Genomic DNA, 16371 nt, shown 5'->3' with positions numbered 1-16371 from the left:
TCAGCCGATCGCCATCAGGCTCGCATTGCCGCCGGCTGCAGCCGTGTTGACACTCAGCGCGCGCTCCACCACCAGGCGCTCCAGCGGGATCGCGGTGTCGCCTGCCGGCAGGCCGGTCACGGCCACCAGCGGGCCGGAGCGTGCCGCCACGCGCGCGTTCACCTGCTGCAGGGCCGCGGCGTTGCCGTGGTGCAGCACGGCGTCCAGCGGCACGGCGTCGGACGCCCAGTCCTGCGCCAGCACCACGCAGGCCTGGGTGGCCGCCGGCAGGCGAGCATGCAGCGCAGCCGCGTCGGCCGGCCACACGGCACGGCTGCCCACGGCCAGCACGGCCGCCAATTGCGCCAGCCGGTCGGCGTCGCTGTCGGCCAGGCACAGCACGGTGTCGCGCGGCACCAGGCTGTAGACGTTGCGCTCACCGGTCGGCCCGCGCAGCGTGCGCGCCGCGCCGGTACAGGCCAGGCTGGCATAGCGCGCGCACCAGGCGGCCAGATCGGGCTGGCCCGAAGCGCTCCAGGCGCGCAGCGCGTGCAGGGCCTCGGCCGCCTCGGTCATCGGCGTGGCGGCAGCCGGCGCGTCCTGCGCGCCGACATAGGCGAGCGCGCGGGCCAGCACATCCTGCGGCCTGCCGGACAGCAACCGGTACATGTACAGCGGCCCGCCTGCCTTGGGCCCGGTGCCCGACAGGCCCTCGCCGCCGAAGGGCTGCACGCCGACCACGGCGCCCACGATGTTGCGGTTCACGTAGACGTTGCCCGCATGCGCACTGGCCACCACCTGGGCGATGGTCTCGTCGATGCGCGTATGCAGGCCCAGCGTGAGGCCGTAGCCCGTGGCGTTGATCTGCGCGATCAGGGCGGCCAGGTCGCGCCGCTTGTAGCGCACCAGGTGCAGCACGGGGCCGAAGACCTCGCGCTGCAGTTCGGCGATGGTGTCCAGCTCGATCAGCGTGGGCGCGATGAAGGTGCCGGCCGCAGGCGCATCGGTGGCCTGGAACACGGCACGGCCTTTGGCACGCATGGCGTCGATGTGGCGCGCGATGCCTTGCTGCGCCTCGGCGTCGATGACGGGGCCGACGTCGGTCGCCAGCGCGGCCGGGTCGCCGACCTGCAGCTCGGCCATGGCGCCCTTGAGCATGGCGACGATGCGCTCGGCCGCGTCGTCCTGCACGCACAGCACGCGCAGCGCCGAGCAGCGCTGGCCGGCGCTGTCGAACGCCGAGGCCAGCACGTCGGTCACCACCTGCTCGGCCAGCGCGGACGAGTCCACGATCATGGCGTTCTGCCCGCCGGTCTCGGCGATCAGCGGCACGGTGCCGCCGTCGGCCGCCAGGCGCTGGGCCAGGCTCTTTTGCAACAGGCGCGCGACCTCGGTCGAGCCCGTGAACATCACGCCCTGCACGCGGGCGTCGCCGACCAGTCGCGCGCCCACGGTCTCGCCGCGGCCGGGCAGCAGCTGCACGGCCGCGCGCGGTACGCCGGCCTGCCACAGCAGGCGCAAGGCATGGGCGGCCACCAGCGGGGTCTGCTCGGCCGGCTTGGCCAGCACGACGTTGCCTGCAGCCAGCGCGGCGGCGACCTGGCCGACGAAGATCGCCAGCGGGAAGTTCCACGGGCTGATGCAGACCACCGGGCCCAGCGGCACGTGGCTGGCGTTGTCGTAGTCGTGGCGTGCCTGGGCCGCGTAGTAGCGCAGGAAGTCCGCCGCCTCGCGCACCTCGGCGATGCCGTTCGCATAGGTCTTGCCGGCCTCGCGCGACAGCAGGCCGAGCAGGGGCGCGAGGTCGGCTTCCAGCAGCGCGGCCGCGCGTTCCAGCGCGGCGGCCCGCTCGGCCGGCGCGGTGGCGGCCCAGCCGGCGGCGGCGGCCGTGGCGCTGGCCAGGGCGGAGTCCACGTCGGAGTCGCTGGCCTCCTGCACGCTGCCGACGGCATCGTCGTGGTCGGCCGGGTTGCGCACCGTGTTGGCCTGGGCAGCGGTGGTGCCGGCGGCCAGCAGCGGCGCGGCCGTCCACGGCGTCTGCGCGCCGGCGAGCAGGCCCAGGTCCAGCTGCGCCAGGTCGCGCTCGCTTGCCAGGTCGAGCCCGTGCGAGTTGGCCCGCGCGGCGCCGTACAGCGCGCCGGGCAGCGGGATGGCGGGGTGCGGCTGGCCGGCCGAGCCCTCCTGCGCGGCCATGCGCTCCACGGTGGCGACCGGGTCCTCGACCAGCGTCTCGATGGGGATCGACGCATCGGCGATGCGGTTCACGAACGAGGTGTTGGCACCGTTCTCCAGCAGCCGGCGCACCAGGTAGGCGAGCAGCGTCTCGTGCGTTCCGACGGGCGCGTAGATGCGGCAGGGCCGGCCCAGCTTGCCGTCGGCCGGGCGGCCCACGACCTGCTCGTACAACGGCTCGCCCATGCCATGCAGGCACTGGAACTCGTACTGGCCCGGGTGGTAGGTGGCCGGCCCGGCCAGCTCGTAGATGGCGGCCAGCGTGTGCGCGTTGTGGGTGGCGAACTGCGGGTACACGGCGTCAGGCGCTGCCAGCAGGCGGCGCGCGCACGCGATGTAGGCCACGTCGGTGTAGGCCTTGCGCGTGTAAACCGGGTAGCCGGCCTGGCCGTCGACCTGGGCGCGCTTGATCTCGCTGTCCCAGTACGCGCCCTTGACCAGCCGCACCATGAGCCGGTGGCCGCTGCGGCGCGCCAGGTCGACGATGTGGTCGATCACGAAGGGGCAGCGTTTCTGGTAGGCCTGGATCACGAAGCCGATGCCGTTCCAGCCGGCCAGCGCGGGCTCGAAGCACAGGCGCTCCAGCAGGTCCAGCGACAGCTCGAGCCGGTCGGCTTCCTCGGCGTCGATGTTCAGGCCGATGTCGTACTGCTGCGCCAGTTGCGCCAGGCCCAGCAGGATGGGGTACAGCTCCTCGTGCACGCGTGCCACCTGGGCGCGGCTGTAGCGCGGGTGCAGCGCCGACAGCTTGATCGAGATGCCCGGGCCGTCGTAGATGCCCCGGCCGGCCGACGCCGCGCCGATGGCGTGGATCGCCTGCTCGTAGTCGCGCAGGTAGCGGCTGGCGTCGGCGGCGGTCAGCGCGGCCTCGCCCAGCATGTCGTAGGAATAGCGAAAGCCCTGGGCCTCCAGCGATCGCGCGTGGTCCAGCGCCTGGCCGATGGTCTCGCCGGTCACGAACTGCTCGCCCATCATGCGCATGGCCATGTCCACACCCTTGCGGATCAGCGGCTCGCCGCCCTTGCCGACGATGCGCGCCAGCAGCGTGGACAGGCCGGCCTCGCTGTGCGTGGCGACCAGCTTGCCCGTCAGCAGCAGGCCCCAGGTCGCTGCGTTGACGAACAGCGAAGGGCTGCGGCCCACGTGCGGCTGCCACTGGCCGTGCGCGATCTTGTCGCGGATCAGCGCGTCGCGCGTGGCCTTGTCGGGGATGCGCAGCAGCGCCTCGGCCAGGCACATCAGCGCCACGCCTTCCTGCGACGACAGCGCGTATTCCTGCAGCAGCCCCTGCACGATGCCGGCCTTGCCGCCGGCCGCCTTGCGCTCGCGCAGCGTGCGGGCGATGCGCTGGGCCAGGTCCTGCGTGGCGCGCGCGACATCGGGCGCCAGCCGGGCCTGTTCCAGCAGCGCCGGCACGGCTTGCGGCTCCGGCATGCGCGTGGCCGCGGTGATGGCGGCACGCAGCGGCGAGGCCTGCACGCTGGCGCTGGCGAGGTCGTGGCGGGGCAGGGCGGGGGGTGGAGGCATGGCGGTCTCGGCAGTGGAAGCCGGGATGATGCTGCGCTTCTGCCCGAATTAAGATTCGTTTTTCCTCCATTTCGACGAACGATTCACTAGCCATGACCGAGCCCGTCCCGCTGGACCGCATCGACCTGCGCATCCTGTCCGTGTTGCAGGCGCACGGCCGCATCGCCAACCTCAAGCTGGCCGAGGCCGTGGGCCTGTCGGCCACCGCCGTGCTGGCGCGCGTGCAGCGCCTGGTGCGCGAGAACTACATCCTGGGCTACGAGGCGCGGCTGAACCCGCTCAAGCTGGGCGCCGGCATGATGGTGTTCGTCGAGGTGCTGCTGGACCGCACCACGCCCAACGTGTTCGACCAGTTCAAGGCGGCCGTGCAGGTGCGGCCCGAGATCATGGAATGCCACATGGTGGCCGGCGGCTTCGACTATTTGCTCAAGACGCGCAGCGCCGACATGGCCGCTTACCGCGAGTTCGCCGGCACCGTGCTGTGGCAGCTGCCCGGCGTGCGCGAGACGCGCACCTATGCGGTCATGGAAGAAGTGAAGAACTCGGCCCACCTGCACCTGGGCTAGGCGCGTCCTTCCTTCATCTCCAGCAGGGCCCGCAGCGTCACCTGCGTGGCTTCGTCGTCCGGCCGGGTGCGGTGCGCGATGCCCAGCGCGCGCGACAGCGCCGGCCGCAGCGCTCTAGTGCTGATGCGTGGGTCCGGCGCGGGCGCGCCGGCCTCGTGCGGCAGCAGCGCGGCGCCGTAGCCGGCGGCCACGAGGCTCTTCATCGCGTCGTTGTAGTTGAGCTCGATGCGCGGCTCGGGCCGCTCGCCGCCCGCGGCGAACCACTCGGCGGTCTGGCGCGAGAGCCGGGTGCCGCGGTCGTTGGCGATCAGCGGCCGGGCGGCCAGCCAGCCCGGCGTCACGTGCCGCGGCGGCTTCCAGGCGGCAGGGATGAAGGCCAGCACCGGGTCCTGGCGCCAGGGCTGAACCCGCAGGCCGCGCAGCACGGGCTGGGGCAGCGCGACGATGCCGATGTCCAGGCTGCCGGCGGCCAGCCGCGCCAGGGCCTCCTCGCTGGTCAGCACCGCCACCTGCACGTCGATTTCCGGATGCCGGGCGGCCAGCGTCTCCAGGGCCTGCGGCAGAAGATGCGCGAGTGCGCCGGTGGAGGCCCCCAGGCGCACGCGCCCGCCGCGCGCGGCGACCTGGCGCTGCACGGTCTGCAGCAGGTCGTCGGCCTCGGCCAGCAGCCGCCGCGCCTTGTCCACCAGCAGGGCGCCCGCCGACGTGGTGGTGACACCGGCCGGCGCGCGGTGCAGCAAGCGCGTGCCGAGCCGGGCTTCGAGCTGCGCGACATGCAGCGTCACCGTGGGTGGCGCCAGGTGCAGTGCCTTGGCCGCTGCGGCGAAGGAGCCGAGGTCGGCCACTGCCAGCAGCGTGCGCAGGCGGTCCAGGTTGATCTCGCGCATCGTGCCGCCCCTTCAGGATTCGTGAACGGCTAGTTTGTCAGATTCAACTGGCCTGCACGCGCTGGCCGGTGCACCATGCGTGCGGACAACACTCGGAGCGCGACATGACCCCTCTTGTTTTCATCGACGGCGACCAGGGCACGACCGGCCTGCAGGTGCAGCAATGGCTCCATGGGCGGACCGACCTGCGCCTGCTGCAACTGCCGCCCGGTCACCGCAAGAGCGCGGCGCACCGCGTCGAGGCGCTGAACGATTGCGACGTCGCCCTGCTGTGCCTGCCCGACGACGCAGCGCGCGAGGCCGTGGCCCTGGTGCGCCGCCCGGGCGTGCGCGTGATCGACGCGAGCTCGGCCCACCGCACCTCGCCGGGCTGGGTCTACGGCCTGCCCGAGCTGCATGCGGGCCAGGCCGCGCGCATTGCCAGTGCCACGCGCGTCAGCAATCCCGGCTACTACCCGAGCGGCGCGCTGGCCTTGCTCCGGCCCCTGGTCGACAGCGGCCTGCTGCCGGCCGACTACCCGCTGGCGATCCACGCCGTGTCGGGCTACTCAGGGCGCGGCCGTGCCGGGCTCGACGACCACGAGGGCGCAGGCGCGGCGCGTGCAGTGCCCTTGCAAATCTATGGCCTGGGCCTGCACCACAAGCACGTGCCCGAGATCCAGCAGCACGCCGGCCTGGCGCACGCACCGGTGTTCGTGCCGGCCTACGGCCACTACCGGCAGGGCATCGTGCTGACCATCGCGCTCCACCTGCGCCTGCTGACCGCCGGTGTGACGGCCGAACGCCTGCATGCCGCGCTGCAGGCGCGCTACACGGCGCAGGCCTGCATCGAAGTGCAAGCGCTGGCCGAGGACGCCGACGCGCAGCGGCTCGACCCCCGCGCGCTGAACGGGACGAACCGGCTGCGGCTAGCGGTGTTCGGGAACGCGCGCACGGGCCAGGTGCTGCTGACGGCGGTGTTCGACAACCTGGGCAAGGGCGCAGCCGGTGCGGCGGTGCAGAACCTGGACCTGATGCTCGGCCTGTCGGCGGCTGCGCCGCTGGAGCCAGCCGCGGCCTGAGAAGCCGTGCCGCGCTGCGGGTCACCAGCGGTTGCGCAGCTCCCGCAGCTTCACGAACACCGTCTTCGCATCAGGCTGCTCGGGCAGGTCCGGGAAGTCCTCGCGCAGACGGGCGATCAGCGCGGGGCTGTCCAGCCGCATGAAGGTGTTCACGTCCTTTTCCTGCGCCAGCGTGGTCACGGGGGCCTGGGCCGCATCCTGCCCGGCCACGCGGTCGAGCAGGCGTTGCGCCTCGGCGTTGCCGGGCTCGCGTGCGAGCGTGAAGCGCAGGTTGTTCTCGATGTAGTCGTGGCCGGGGTAGACGGCGGTCTGCGCGGGCAGTTGGGCAAGCTGGCGGGTGAACGTGTCGTAGAGCTGGTTCACGTCGCCGCCGTTGTGCACGTTGCCGGCGCCGGCGTTGAACAGCGTGTCGCCCGAGAACAGCGCGGGTTGGTCTGTGTGCGCAAACAGGCAGACGTGGCACAGCGTGTGGCCCGGCGTGTCCAGGCATTGCAGCTCCACGTGGCGGCCGACCTTGATCACGTCGCCGGCCTTCACGCCGCGCGTGACGCCCCCAATCTTGCCGGCCGCGCGCTCGTGCGCGATCAGCTGCGCACCGGTGGCGGCCAGCACGGCTGCGTTGCCGCCGGTATGGTCGTGGTGCTCGTGCGTGTTGAGCACCTGCGTGATGCGCCAGCCCTTGGCCTTGGCCGTCGACAGGGTCTTCTCGTGGTCCAGCGGGTCAATGGCCAGCGCTTCGCCGGTCTCGGGGCACGCGACGAGGTAGTTGTAGTTGCGGTAGGCGTTGCCCGTCCAGATGCGCTCGACGATCATGCGGCCGGCCCTCGCGCGGGCAGGGGGGCGGCTTGCAGGCGCGGCGTCGCGCGGCGCGGTTCTGTGGTGTTCAGGTGCATGGGCGGCAAGTGTTCCAGGAAATGAATGCCACGGCGCGCTGACGGTGCGCTGCGGTGGCCTACGCGGGCAGTACATTCGACCACTTTGACGAGGAACACATCATGGCCAAAGGCGAACAGCGGAGCAACAAGATGACGAAAAAGCCGAAGAAGGACAACAGCCCGCCGTCGGACTCCTCCAGCACCTCCACGCGCCCCATGCCGCCCACCACGGCGGTGCTGCCCAAGGGCAAGCTGAAGAACAAGTAATCTGCCGCCGCGGGTACAGCCAGACGCACCTGAGGGTTCGATCTCATCCTGGCTGGCGCCTCGCAGGCCTTATGTGCGGCAGCGCACAGACGGCAGCGCGTGGCGGGCCTACCCTGGGACACAAGGCCGGTGGCGTTGCGCCGCCTGTTGCAGGCGGCGAATTCAGGCGAAGCCAACTGCGGACGGTTGACCCGCCGCATTTTTGGAGTTCGCCATGTCCCAGGATTCTTTTTTCCACGAGGCCTCCGGCGCCGTGCGCTTCTGGGTCGAGATCGACGCCGCACTGGTCGGCGCCAGCATCCGCAAGGAAACGCTGCACTACGCCTACCGGCCCGACGGCCGCGACGACGACCCCATGGAGACCTACCGTCAGCACATGCCGGAGCTGGATGCCGCCGTGCGCCGGCGGGTGGCGGGCGGTGCGCGTGAACCAGTGATGCTGCGCGACGCGGATCTGGTCGTCGCTTGAGCGCCGCGAACCTGCTGTGGAACCGCACGCTCGGCCGTACACCCCGCACCACCCCCTGGCATGACACCGCGCCCGTGCGCGAGGAGCTGTTCGGCGTCGAACGGCTCGAGCAGCATGCGCGCAGCCTGGCCGCTGCGCAGACCGTCACAGAGCGCCCGCCGCGCGTCACCACCTTGCGCACGCGGCTGGACGACAACGCGCGCGTGTTGCTGGCCGCCTACCAGGACAGTGCCGCCGAGCTGGAGGCCGGGCGCCGTGTCGTGCCGGCGGCCGAGTGGCTGCTCGACAACTACCACCTCGTCGAGAAGCAGATCCGCGAGATCCGCGGCGACCTGCCGCCCAACTTCTACCGGCAGCTGCCCAAGCTGGCCGACGGCCCATTCGCGGGCTACCCGCGCGTGTTCGGCCTGGCCTGGGCCTTCGTCGCGCACACCGACAGCCATGTCGATGCCGGCGTGCTGGCGGGCTTTCTGGCGGCCTACCAGCGCGTGCAGCCGCTGACCATCGGCGAGCTGTGGGCCGTGGCGATCACGGTGCGCATCGTGCTGATCGAGAACCTGCGCCGGCTGGCGGACCAGATCAGCGTGGGCCGCGTGGCGCGCGCCGATGCCGATGCGTTCGCAGGCCGGCTCACGGGCCTGGAGGCTGCGTCCGCACTGGCCGACGACATCGCCGCGCGCTCGCCGCGGCCGCTCTCCGAGCTCTTCGCCGCGCAATTGGCCAAGGGCCTGCGCGACCGCGACCCGCAGACCATGCCGGCACTGGGCTGGCTGGAGCAGCGCCTGCAGCAACAGGGCAGCAGCGTGGACGCCGTGGTCGCGCATGCGCAGCAGCGCCAGGGAGCTTCCAACGTCACCGTGCGCAATGTGATGACCAGCCTGCGCCTCATGTCGGACATCGACTGGGCCGACCTGTTCGAGCGCGTGAGCCTGGTGGACGCCGCGCTGTGCGCAGGCAGCGGCTTCGCGGCCATGGACTTCGCCACGCGCAACCTGTACCGCAACGCCATCGAGCAGCTGGCACGCGCCTCGCCGTGTTCCGAGCTGGAGATCGCCGGCCACGCCCTGGCCGCTGCGCACGCGGCGCCGCCTGCGTTCGCACGCGCGCAAGACCCGGGCTACCACCTGATCGCCGAGGGCCGGCCAGCGCTGGAGGCCACCGTGCGCTTTCGGCCGCGGCTGGGCTTGCGCATCGTGCGCTGGCACGCGGGGCGCGGCCTGGCGGCCTACATCGGCGCGATCGCGCTCACCACCGTGGCGCTGCTGGCCCTGGCCTGGTGGTGGCTGCCGGTGGGCGCCGGCCTCGCCGTCGTCGCGCTGTGGCTGCTGGGGCTTGCGCTGCCGGCCAGCGAGGTCGCCACCGCGCTCGTGCAGCGCGCCGCGGCCTGGCGCTTCGGCGCGACCTTGTTGCCGGGCCTGGAGCTGGCCGGCGGGGTGCCCGAGGCGCTGCGCACGCTGGTTGCGGTGCCGACCCTCCTGGGCAGCGAGGCCGAACTGCGCGAGCAGATCGAACGGCTGGAGGTGCACCACCTGGCCGGCGGCGGTGGCGACCTCGTGTTCGCGCTGCTGACGGACGGGCTGGACGCGGCCAGCGAAACCCTGCCTGGCGACGCCGCGCTGCTGGCCGTGGCCCATGAGGCCATCGCGGCGCTGAACCAGCGCCACGGCCCGGCGCCCGGCGGCGCGCGCTTCCTGCTGCTGCACCGGCGGCGCACGTTCAACGCACGCGAAGCCGTGTGGATGGGTTGGGAGCGCAAGCGCGGCAAACTGCACGAGCTGAACCGCCTGCTGCGTGGCGCGACCGACACCAGCTACGGCCCGTGCACCGTGCCGCAAGGCGTGCGCTACGTGCTGACGCTGGACGCCGACACCCGCCTGCCGCGCGACGCCGCGCTGCGCCTGGTCGGCAAGATGGCGCACCCGCTGAACCAGCCGCGCCTGGACGCCGCGCTGCAGCGCGTGGTGGGCGGCTACGCCATCCTGCAGCCGCGCATCACGCCCTCGCTGCCCGTGGGCCGCGAGGGCTCGCTGTACCAGCGCATCTCGTCCAGCCCCGGCGGCATGGACCCGTATGCCATGGCCGTCTCCGACGTCTACCAGGACCTGTTCGGCGAAGGCTCCTACACCGGCAAGGGCATCTACGACATCGACGCCTTCGAGGCCGCGCTGCAGGGCCGCGTGCCCGACAACAGCATGCTGAGCCACGACCTGTTCGAAGGCGTGTTCGCGCGCGCGGGCCTGGCGTCCGACGTGGAGCTGGTCGAAGAGGCCCCCGCACGCTACGACGTGGCCGCGCGCCGCCAGCACCGCTGGACACGTGGCGACTGGCAACTGCTGCCCTGGCTGTTCGGCGCGCGTACCGGTGCGCAGGCCGTGCCCGCGCTGGGCTGCTGGAAGATGGCCGACAACCTGCGCCGCGCGCTGCTGGCGCCTTCGATGTTGCTGGCCCTGCTCGCCGCCTGGTGGATGCCGGCCAGCGCGGTGCCTGTGGCCGTGCTGCTGGTGCTGGCCACGCTGGCGGTCGCGCCGTTGCTGGCGCCCGTGTTCGGCATCTGGCCGCACCGGCCCGGCGTGCTGCTGCGCAGCCATGTGCAGGCCCTGGTGGCGGATCTGCGGATGGCCTTGCTTCAGATTGCAACGGCCCTGGCCTTCCTGCCCGAGCAGGCCTGGCGCATGGGGGACGCCATCGTGCGCACGCTGGTGCGCCTGGGCTTCACGCGGCGCCGGCTGCTGGAGTGGACCACGGCCGCGCAGTCCGGCCGCAAACCGCGGCTGGACCTGTGGGGCTTTTACCGCCAGATGGCCGGCGGCACGGCGCTGGGCCTGGCGGCCTGCGGCGGCGCGCTGCTGCTGGCGCCTGCGGCCGCGCCCTGGGTGCTGCCGTTCGCGCTTCTATGGGCCGCTGCGCCCGCGCTCGCGCTGTGGGCCAGCCGGCCACCGGCGCCCAGCCGCAAGCGCGTGCTGCCCGCGGCCGACGCGCTGGCCCTGCGCCTGGTCGCGCGGCGCACCTGGCGCTTCTTCGAGACCTTCGTGACGCCGGCCGACCACATGCTGCCGCCCGACAACTTCCAGGAAGACCCGCAGCCCGTGCTGGCACGCCGCACCTCGCCGACCAACATCGGCCTGTACCTGCTGGCCACCGCGACCGCGCGCGACTTCGGCTGGGCCGGGCTGGTGCAGACCGTGGAGCGGCTGGAGGCCACCTTCGCCACGCTGCATCAGCTGCCGCGTCTCAAGGGCCATTTCTTCAACTGGTACGGCACGGCCGACCTGCGTGCGCTGGACCCGCGCTACGTGTCCTCGGTGGACAGCGGCAACCTGGCCGGCCACCTGATCGCGCTGGCCAATGCCTGCGACGAGTGGCAGGCCGGCGCCGCGCTGGCCGACCCGCGTGCCGGGCTGTGGGACGCGGTGCGCCTGGCGCGCCAGGCCGATGGTGCCGCCGCGCCGCGTGCTGCGGCCGTGCTGGACGACATCACGGCCCAGCTGCAAAGCCCGCTGGCGCTGGACGCGCTGGCCCCCGCGCTGGTGCGCCTGGCCGACAAGCTGGCCGGCGCCGCGCGCGGCCTGGGCCAGCAGAGCGAAGACGCGTTGGCCGACCTGCTGTTCTGGGCGCAGGCGCTGGGCCGCCTGGCCGCCGCGCATGGGCAGGACCGCGCGCAGCCCCTGCCGCCGCTGGTGCTGCGCCTCAAGGCCCTGGCCGCCACGGCGCGCGAGATGGCGCTGAACATGGACTTCGCTTTCCTGCTCGACCCCGAGCGCAAGCTGCTGTCCATCGGCTACGCGCTGGCCGAGCAGCGGCTGGACACCAACTGCTACGACCTGCTGGCGTCCGAGGCGCGGCTTGCCAGCCTGTTCGCCATCGCCAAGGGCGACGCGCCCACGCGCCACTGGTTCCGCCTGGGCCGCACGGCCACGCCGCTGTTCGGCGGCTCGGCGCTGATCTCGTGGTCGGGCTCGATGTTCGAGTACCTGATGCCGTCCCTGGTCATGCGCGCGCCGGCCGGCAGCTTGCTGGAGCAGACCAACCGCCTCATCGTGCAGCGCCAGATCGCGTATGGCCATGCGCTGGGCATGCCCTGGGGCATCTCCGAGTCGGCCTACAACGCGCGCGACCTGGAGTTCACCTACCAGTACGCCAACTTCGGCGTGCCCGGCCTGGGCCTGAAGCGCGGCCTGGCCGACCACCAGGTGGTGGCGCCCTATGCCACGGCGCTGGCCGCCATGGTCGACCCGCAGGCCGCGTGCCGCAACTTCACGCGCCTGGCCGCGATGGGCGCGCTGGGCCGCCACGGCTTCTACGAGGCGCTGGACTTCACGCCTGCGCGATTGCCCGAGGGCGCGCGCGTGGCCATCGTGCGCAACTTCATGGCCCACCACCAGGGCATGGCCATCGTGGCGATCGCCAACGTGCTGCAGAACGGCCGCATGCGCGAGCGCTTCCACCGCGAGCCCATGGTGCAGTCCAGCGAGCTGCTGCTGCAGGAACGCATGCCGCGCAACGTGGCCGTGGGCCATCCGCGTGCCGAAGAGGTGCATGCCTCGCGCGACGAGGCCGGCGCCGCGGCCGCCACCGTGCGCCGCCTGCCGGGGCTGGAGCCGGGGCGCCCTCCCGTCACGCATGTGCTGTCCAACGGCAGCTACAGCGTGATGCTCACCGCATCGGGCGCGGGCTACAGCCGCTGGCGCGGCCTGGCCATCACGCGCTGGCGCGAAGATGCCACGCGCGACCCCTGGGGCGCGTTCCTCTATTTGCGCGACGTGGTCACGGGCCAGGCCTGGTCGCCGTGCGCGCAGCCCATGCCGCTGGCCGGCGCCGACCTGCGGGCCTACGAGGTGGTGTTCGGCGAAGACCAGGCCAGCTTCACGCACCGCCAAGGCGGCCTGGCCAGCACCCTGGCCGTGCTGGTCTCGGGCGAGAGCGATGCCGAGGTGCGCCGCCTGTCGCTGGCCAACAGCGGCCGGCGCGCGCGCGAGATCGACATCACCTCCTATGCCGAGATGGTGCTGGCCGCACCGGCCGCCGACGAGGCGCACCCGGCCTTTGCCAAGCTGTTCGTGCACACCGAATACCTGCCCGAGTTCGGCGCGCTGCTGGCCACGCGCCGCCCACGCTCGCCGGACGAGCCGCCCGTGTGGGCCGCGCACTTCGCGGTGGTGGAGGGCGAGAGCACGGCCGCGCCGCAGCACGAGTCCGACCGCGCGCGCTTCCTGGGCCGCAGCCGCGACGCCGGCACGGCCGCGGCCATCGTCGACGGCCAGCCGCTGTCGGGCACGGTGGGCACGGTGCTGGATGCGGTCTTCGCGCTGCGCCACCGTGTGCGCATCCCGCCGGGCGCGCTGGTGCGCGTGGCGTTCTGGACCGTGGTCGCGCCCTCGCGCGCCGAGCTGCTGCACCTGATCGACAAGCACCACGACCGCAGCGCCTTCGAACGTGCCGCCACGCTGGCCTGGACGCAGGCCCAGGTCCAGCTGCGCCACCTGGGCGTGGACGCCGACGAGGCGGCCGACTTCCAGCGCCTGGCCGCGCCGCTGCTGTACGCCGACCGGCGCCTGCGCGCGCCAGCCGACACACTGCTGCGCGGTGCAGGGGCGCAGTCCGGCCTGTGGCCGCATGCCGTGTCGGGCGACCTGCCCCTCGTGCTGCTGCGCATCGACGACATGGAGGACCTGGCCCAGGTGCGCCAGGCGCTGCGCGCGCACGAGTACTGGGGCATGAAGCAGGTCGGCGTGGACCTGGTGATCGTGAACGAACGCGCCAGCTCGTATGTGCAGGACCTGCAGATCGCCATCGAAACCGCCGTGCGCAGCAGCCAGGCCCGGCCGCGCCTGGGTGCGGGCCTGGTACAGGGCGCCGTGCATGTGCTGCGCGCCGATCTCATGGGCAGCAGCGCCCGCGCCCTGCTGCAGGCCGCCGCGCGCGTGGAGCTGGTGGCGCGGCATGGCGCCATCGCCGACCGGCTGGCACGCTTGCCCGCGCCGCGGCCGGTGGCGTCGCCGGAGCCCGCCGCACCCGTGCAGGAGCAGGGGGAACCCACGGTGCCCGACGCCGATGCGCTGGAATTCTTCAACGGCCTGGGCGGCTTTGCCGACGACGGGCGCGAATACGTGGTGCGCCTGCACGCCGGCCAGGCCACGCCCGCGCCGTGGATCAACGTCATCGCCAACCCGGGCTTCGGCTTCCACGCATCGACCGAGGGCAGCGGCGCCACCTGGTGCGCCAACAGCCGAGACAACCAGCTCACGCCCTGGTCCAACGACCCCGTGAGCGATCCGCCCGGCGAGGCCTTCTATGTGCGCGACGAGGCCAGCGGCGCGCTGTGGACGCCCACCGCCCAGCCCGTGCGTGGCGCCGGCTGCTACGAGGCGCGGCACGGCCACGGCTTCAGCCGCTTCCTGCACACCACGCAGGGCATCGCGGTGGAGCTGCTGCAATACGTGCCGCTGGCCGACCCGGTGAAGATCTCGCGCTTGAAGCTGCACAACCGCAGCGACCAGCCACGGCGCCTGTCGGTCACGGCCTATGCGGAATGGGTGCTGGGCACTTCGCGCGGCGCCTCGGCCCCGTTCATCGTGACCGCGGTGGACGCGGCCAGCGGCGCGCTGCTGGCGCACAAGCCCTGGGGCCTGGCCTTCCCCGGCCGCGTGGCCTTCGCCGACCTGCGTGGCCGCCAGACCGCGTGGACGGCCGACCGCAGCGAGTTCCTGGGCCGCAACGGCAGCCTGGCCGCACCCGCCGCGCTGCTGGCGCGGGCTTCGCTGTCGGGCGCGACCGGTGCCGGGCTGGACCCATGCGCGGCGCTGCAATGCGTGGTGGACCTGGCACCCGGCGCCACCATCGAGGTCGTCGCCGTGCTGGGGCAGGGCGCGTCGCTGGAAGACGCCCAGGCCCTGATCGCACGCTACCGCGCCGCCGACCTGGACGCCGTGCTGGCCGAGGTGCAGGCGCATTGGCGCAGCACGCTAGGGGCGGTGCAGGTCAAGACGCCGGACCGCGCCATGGACATCCTGCTCAACGGCTGGCTGCTCTACCAGACCATCGCCTGCCGGCTGTGGGCGCGCGCGGCGTTCTACCAGGCGAGCGGCGCCTACGGCTTTCGCGACCAGCTGCAGGACAGCATGGCGCTGGGCTTCACGCAGCCCGCCACGGCGCGCGCGCAATTGCTGCGCGCGGCGGGCCGCCAGTTCGTCGAGGGCGACGTGCAGCACTGGTGGCTGCCGCATTCGGGCCAGGGCGTGCGCACGCGCATCTCTGACGACCGCGTGTGGCTGGCCTATGCCGCGGCGCACTACATCCGGGTGTCAGGCGACGCCGCCGTGCTGGACGAGCCGCTCGACTTCCTCGACGGCCCGGCGCTCCAACCCGGCGAGCACGACGCTTTCTTCCAGCCGCAGCCGGCCGGGCAGCCGGCCTCGCTGTTCGAGCATTGCGCGCGCGGGCTGGACCAGTGCCTGGCGCTCACCGGCACGCTGGGCCTGCCGCTGATCGGCACCGGCGACTGGAACGACGGCATGAACCGTGTCGGCGCCGAGGGCCGCGGCGAAAGCGTGTGGCTGGGCTGGCTGCTGGTGCGCACCATTGCGCTGTTCGCACCGCTGGCCAACGGCCGCGACGACGCACGCGCCGCGCGCTGGCGTGCGCATGCCGAGTCCGTGCGCGCCGCCATCGAGCGCGGGGCCTGGGACGGCGCCTGGTACCGGCGCGCCACTTTCGACGACGGCAGCTGGCTGGGCGCCGACGGCAACGCCGAATGCCGCATCGACGCCATCGCCCAGGCCTGGGCCGTGCTGTCCGGCGCGGCCGACCCGCAGCGCGCCGCGCAGGCCATGGACGCGCTGGCCCGGCACCTGGTGCTGCCGGCCGAGCAGCTCGTGCTGTTGCTGGCGCCACCGTTCGACAAGGGGGCGCGCGACCCCGGCTACATCCAGGGCTACCCGCCCGGCGTGCGCGAGAACGGCGGGCAGTACAGCCACGCCGCCATGTGGGCCATCCTGGCCTTCGCGCAGCAGGGCGACGGCGACCGCGCGACCGAGCTCTTTCGGCTCGTGAACCCGATCCACCACGCGCTGACGCCCGAGGCCGCGGCGCTGTACCGCGTGGAGCCGTACGTGGTGGCCGCCGACGTCTATGCCGTGGCGCCGCACCAGGGCCGCGGCGGCTGGAGCTGGTACACGGGCTCGGCCGCGTGGATGTACCGGGCGGGCGTGGAGGGCATCCTGGGGCTGCGGCGCGAGGGCGCGACGCTGGTCATCGACCCCTGCCTGCACGCCGACTGGCCGATGTTCGAGATGACGCTGCGCATCGAGGGCACGGTGTACGCCGTGCGCGTGCTGCATGCCTCGCGGAGTGGCCGCGGCATCACGGCGGCGCTGCTGGACGACGAGACGCTGCTGGACGCCGCGCAGGGCGCCCGCGTGGCGCTGGATGGGGGCGCGCACCGCCTGCTGCTGACGATCTGAAGGCGCGGCGGCGTCGGCGATAATGCGAACCACTCTCAAATAGCGAAGT

Annotated in this window: 7 protein-coding genes; 4 read left to right on the top strand and 3 right to left on the bottom strand. The window is 72.9% G+C overall.

Annotated features, from left to right (window positions below):
- Positions 1–3738: a trifunctional transcriptional regulator/proline dehydrogenase/L-glutamate gamma-semialdehyde dehydrogenase gene (gene putA, locus ASF43_RS10725; RefSeq protein WP_056180248.1), complete on the bottom strand. Its 3738-nt coding sequence runs from the start codon at positions 3736–3738 to the stop codon at positions 1–3.
- Positions 3739–3830: 92 nt separating this feature from the next.
- Here putA and ASF43_RS10720 point away from each other — a divergent pair, with 92 nt between their 5' ends.
- On the top strand, positions 3831–4304 hold the full coding sequence (locus ASF43_RS10720; RefSeq protein WP_056180246.1) for an Lrp/AsnC ligand binding domain-containing protein: 474 nt from the start codon (positions 3831–3833) through the stop codon (positions 4302–4304).
- Here ASF43_RS10720 and ASF43_RS10715 read toward each other — a convergent pair.
- A complete protein-coding gene (locus ASF43_RS10715; protein WP_056180243.1) occupies positions 4301–5191 on the bottom strand; it encodes a LysR family transcriptional regulator in 891 nt (296 codons plus the stop codon). The two genes, ASF43_RS10720 and ASF43_RS10715, sit on opposite strands and share 4 nt — an antisense overlap.
- Before the next feature lie 104 nt (positions 5192–5295).
- Here ASF43_RS10715 and argC point away from each other — a divergent pair, with 104 nt between their 5' ends.
- Positions 5296–6252, top strand: a complete 957-nt coding sequence (gene argC / locus ASF43_RS10710) for an N-acetyl-gamma-glutamyl-phosphate reductase (RefSeq protein WP_056180241.1) — start codon at positions 5296–5298, stop codon at positions 6250–6252.
- Between the two features lie 21 nt (positions 6253–6273).
- On the opposite strand, the gene ASF43_RS10705 is transcribed toward argC, so the two are convergent.
- Positions 6274–7065, bottom strand: a complete 792-nt coding sequence (locus ASF43_RS10705) for a hydroxyacylglutathione hydrolase (RefSeq protein ID WP_056180238.1) — start codon at positions 7063–7065, stop codon at positions 6274–6276.
- A 543-nt stretch (positions 7066–7608) separates the two neighbouring features.
- Between ASF43_RS10705 and ASF43_RS10695 the strand changes: the two genes are divergently transcribed.
- Positions 7609–7863: a DUF1488 family protein gene (locus ASF43_RS10695; RefSeq protein WP_056180465.1), complete on the top strand. Its 255-nt coding sequence runs from the start codon at positions 7609–7611 to the stop codon at positions 7861–7863.
- Positions 7860–16322, top strand: a complete 8463-nt coding sequence (locus ASF43_RS10690) for a GH36-type glycosyl hydrolase domain-containing protein (RefSeq protein WP_235578214.1) — start codon at positions 7860–7862, stop codon at positions 16320–16322. Before ASF43_RS10695 ends, ASF43_RS10690 begins: the two co-directional genes overlap by 4 nt.
- Positions 16323–16371 lie beyond the last annotated feature (49 nt).

The sequence above is a fragment of the Pseudorhodoferax sp. Leaf267 genome (assembly GCF_001422405.1).
GTDB lineage: Bacteria > Pseudomonadota > Gammaproteobacteria > Burkholderiales > Burkholderiaceae_C > Pseudorhodoferax.
Note: the sequence above shows the minus strand (reverse complement) of the source record. Positions and strands in the feature narration are given on the sequence as shown.

What these genes read in the sequence shown, in the direction of transcription:
- ASF43_RS10720 (WP_056180246.1), top strand. Translation starts at nt 3,831, where the DNA reads ATGACCGAGCCCGTCCCGCTGGACCGCATCGACCTGCGCATCCTGTCC.
- putA (WP_056180248.1), bottom strand. Translation starts at nt 3,738, where the DNA reads ATGCCTCCACCCCCCGCCCTGCCCCGCCACGACCTCGCCAGCGCCAGC.
- ASF43_RS10715 (WP_056180243.1), bottom strand. Translation starts at nt 5,191, where the DNA reads ATGCGCGAGATCAACCTGGACCGCCTGCGCACGCTGCTGGCAGTGGCC.
- argC (WP_056180241.1), top strand. Translation starts at nt 5,296, where the DNA reads ATGACCCCTCTTGTTTTCATCGACGGCGACCAGGGCACGACCGGCCTG.
- ASF43_RS10705 (WP_056180238.1), bottom strand. Translation starts at nt 7,065, where the DNA reads ATGATCGTCGAGCGCATCTGGACGGGCAACGCCTACCGCAACTACAAC.
- ASF43_RS10695 (WP_056180465.1), top strand. Translation starts at nt 7,609, where the DNA reads ATGTCCCAGGATTCTTTTTTCCACGAGGCCTCCGGCGCCGTGCGCTTC.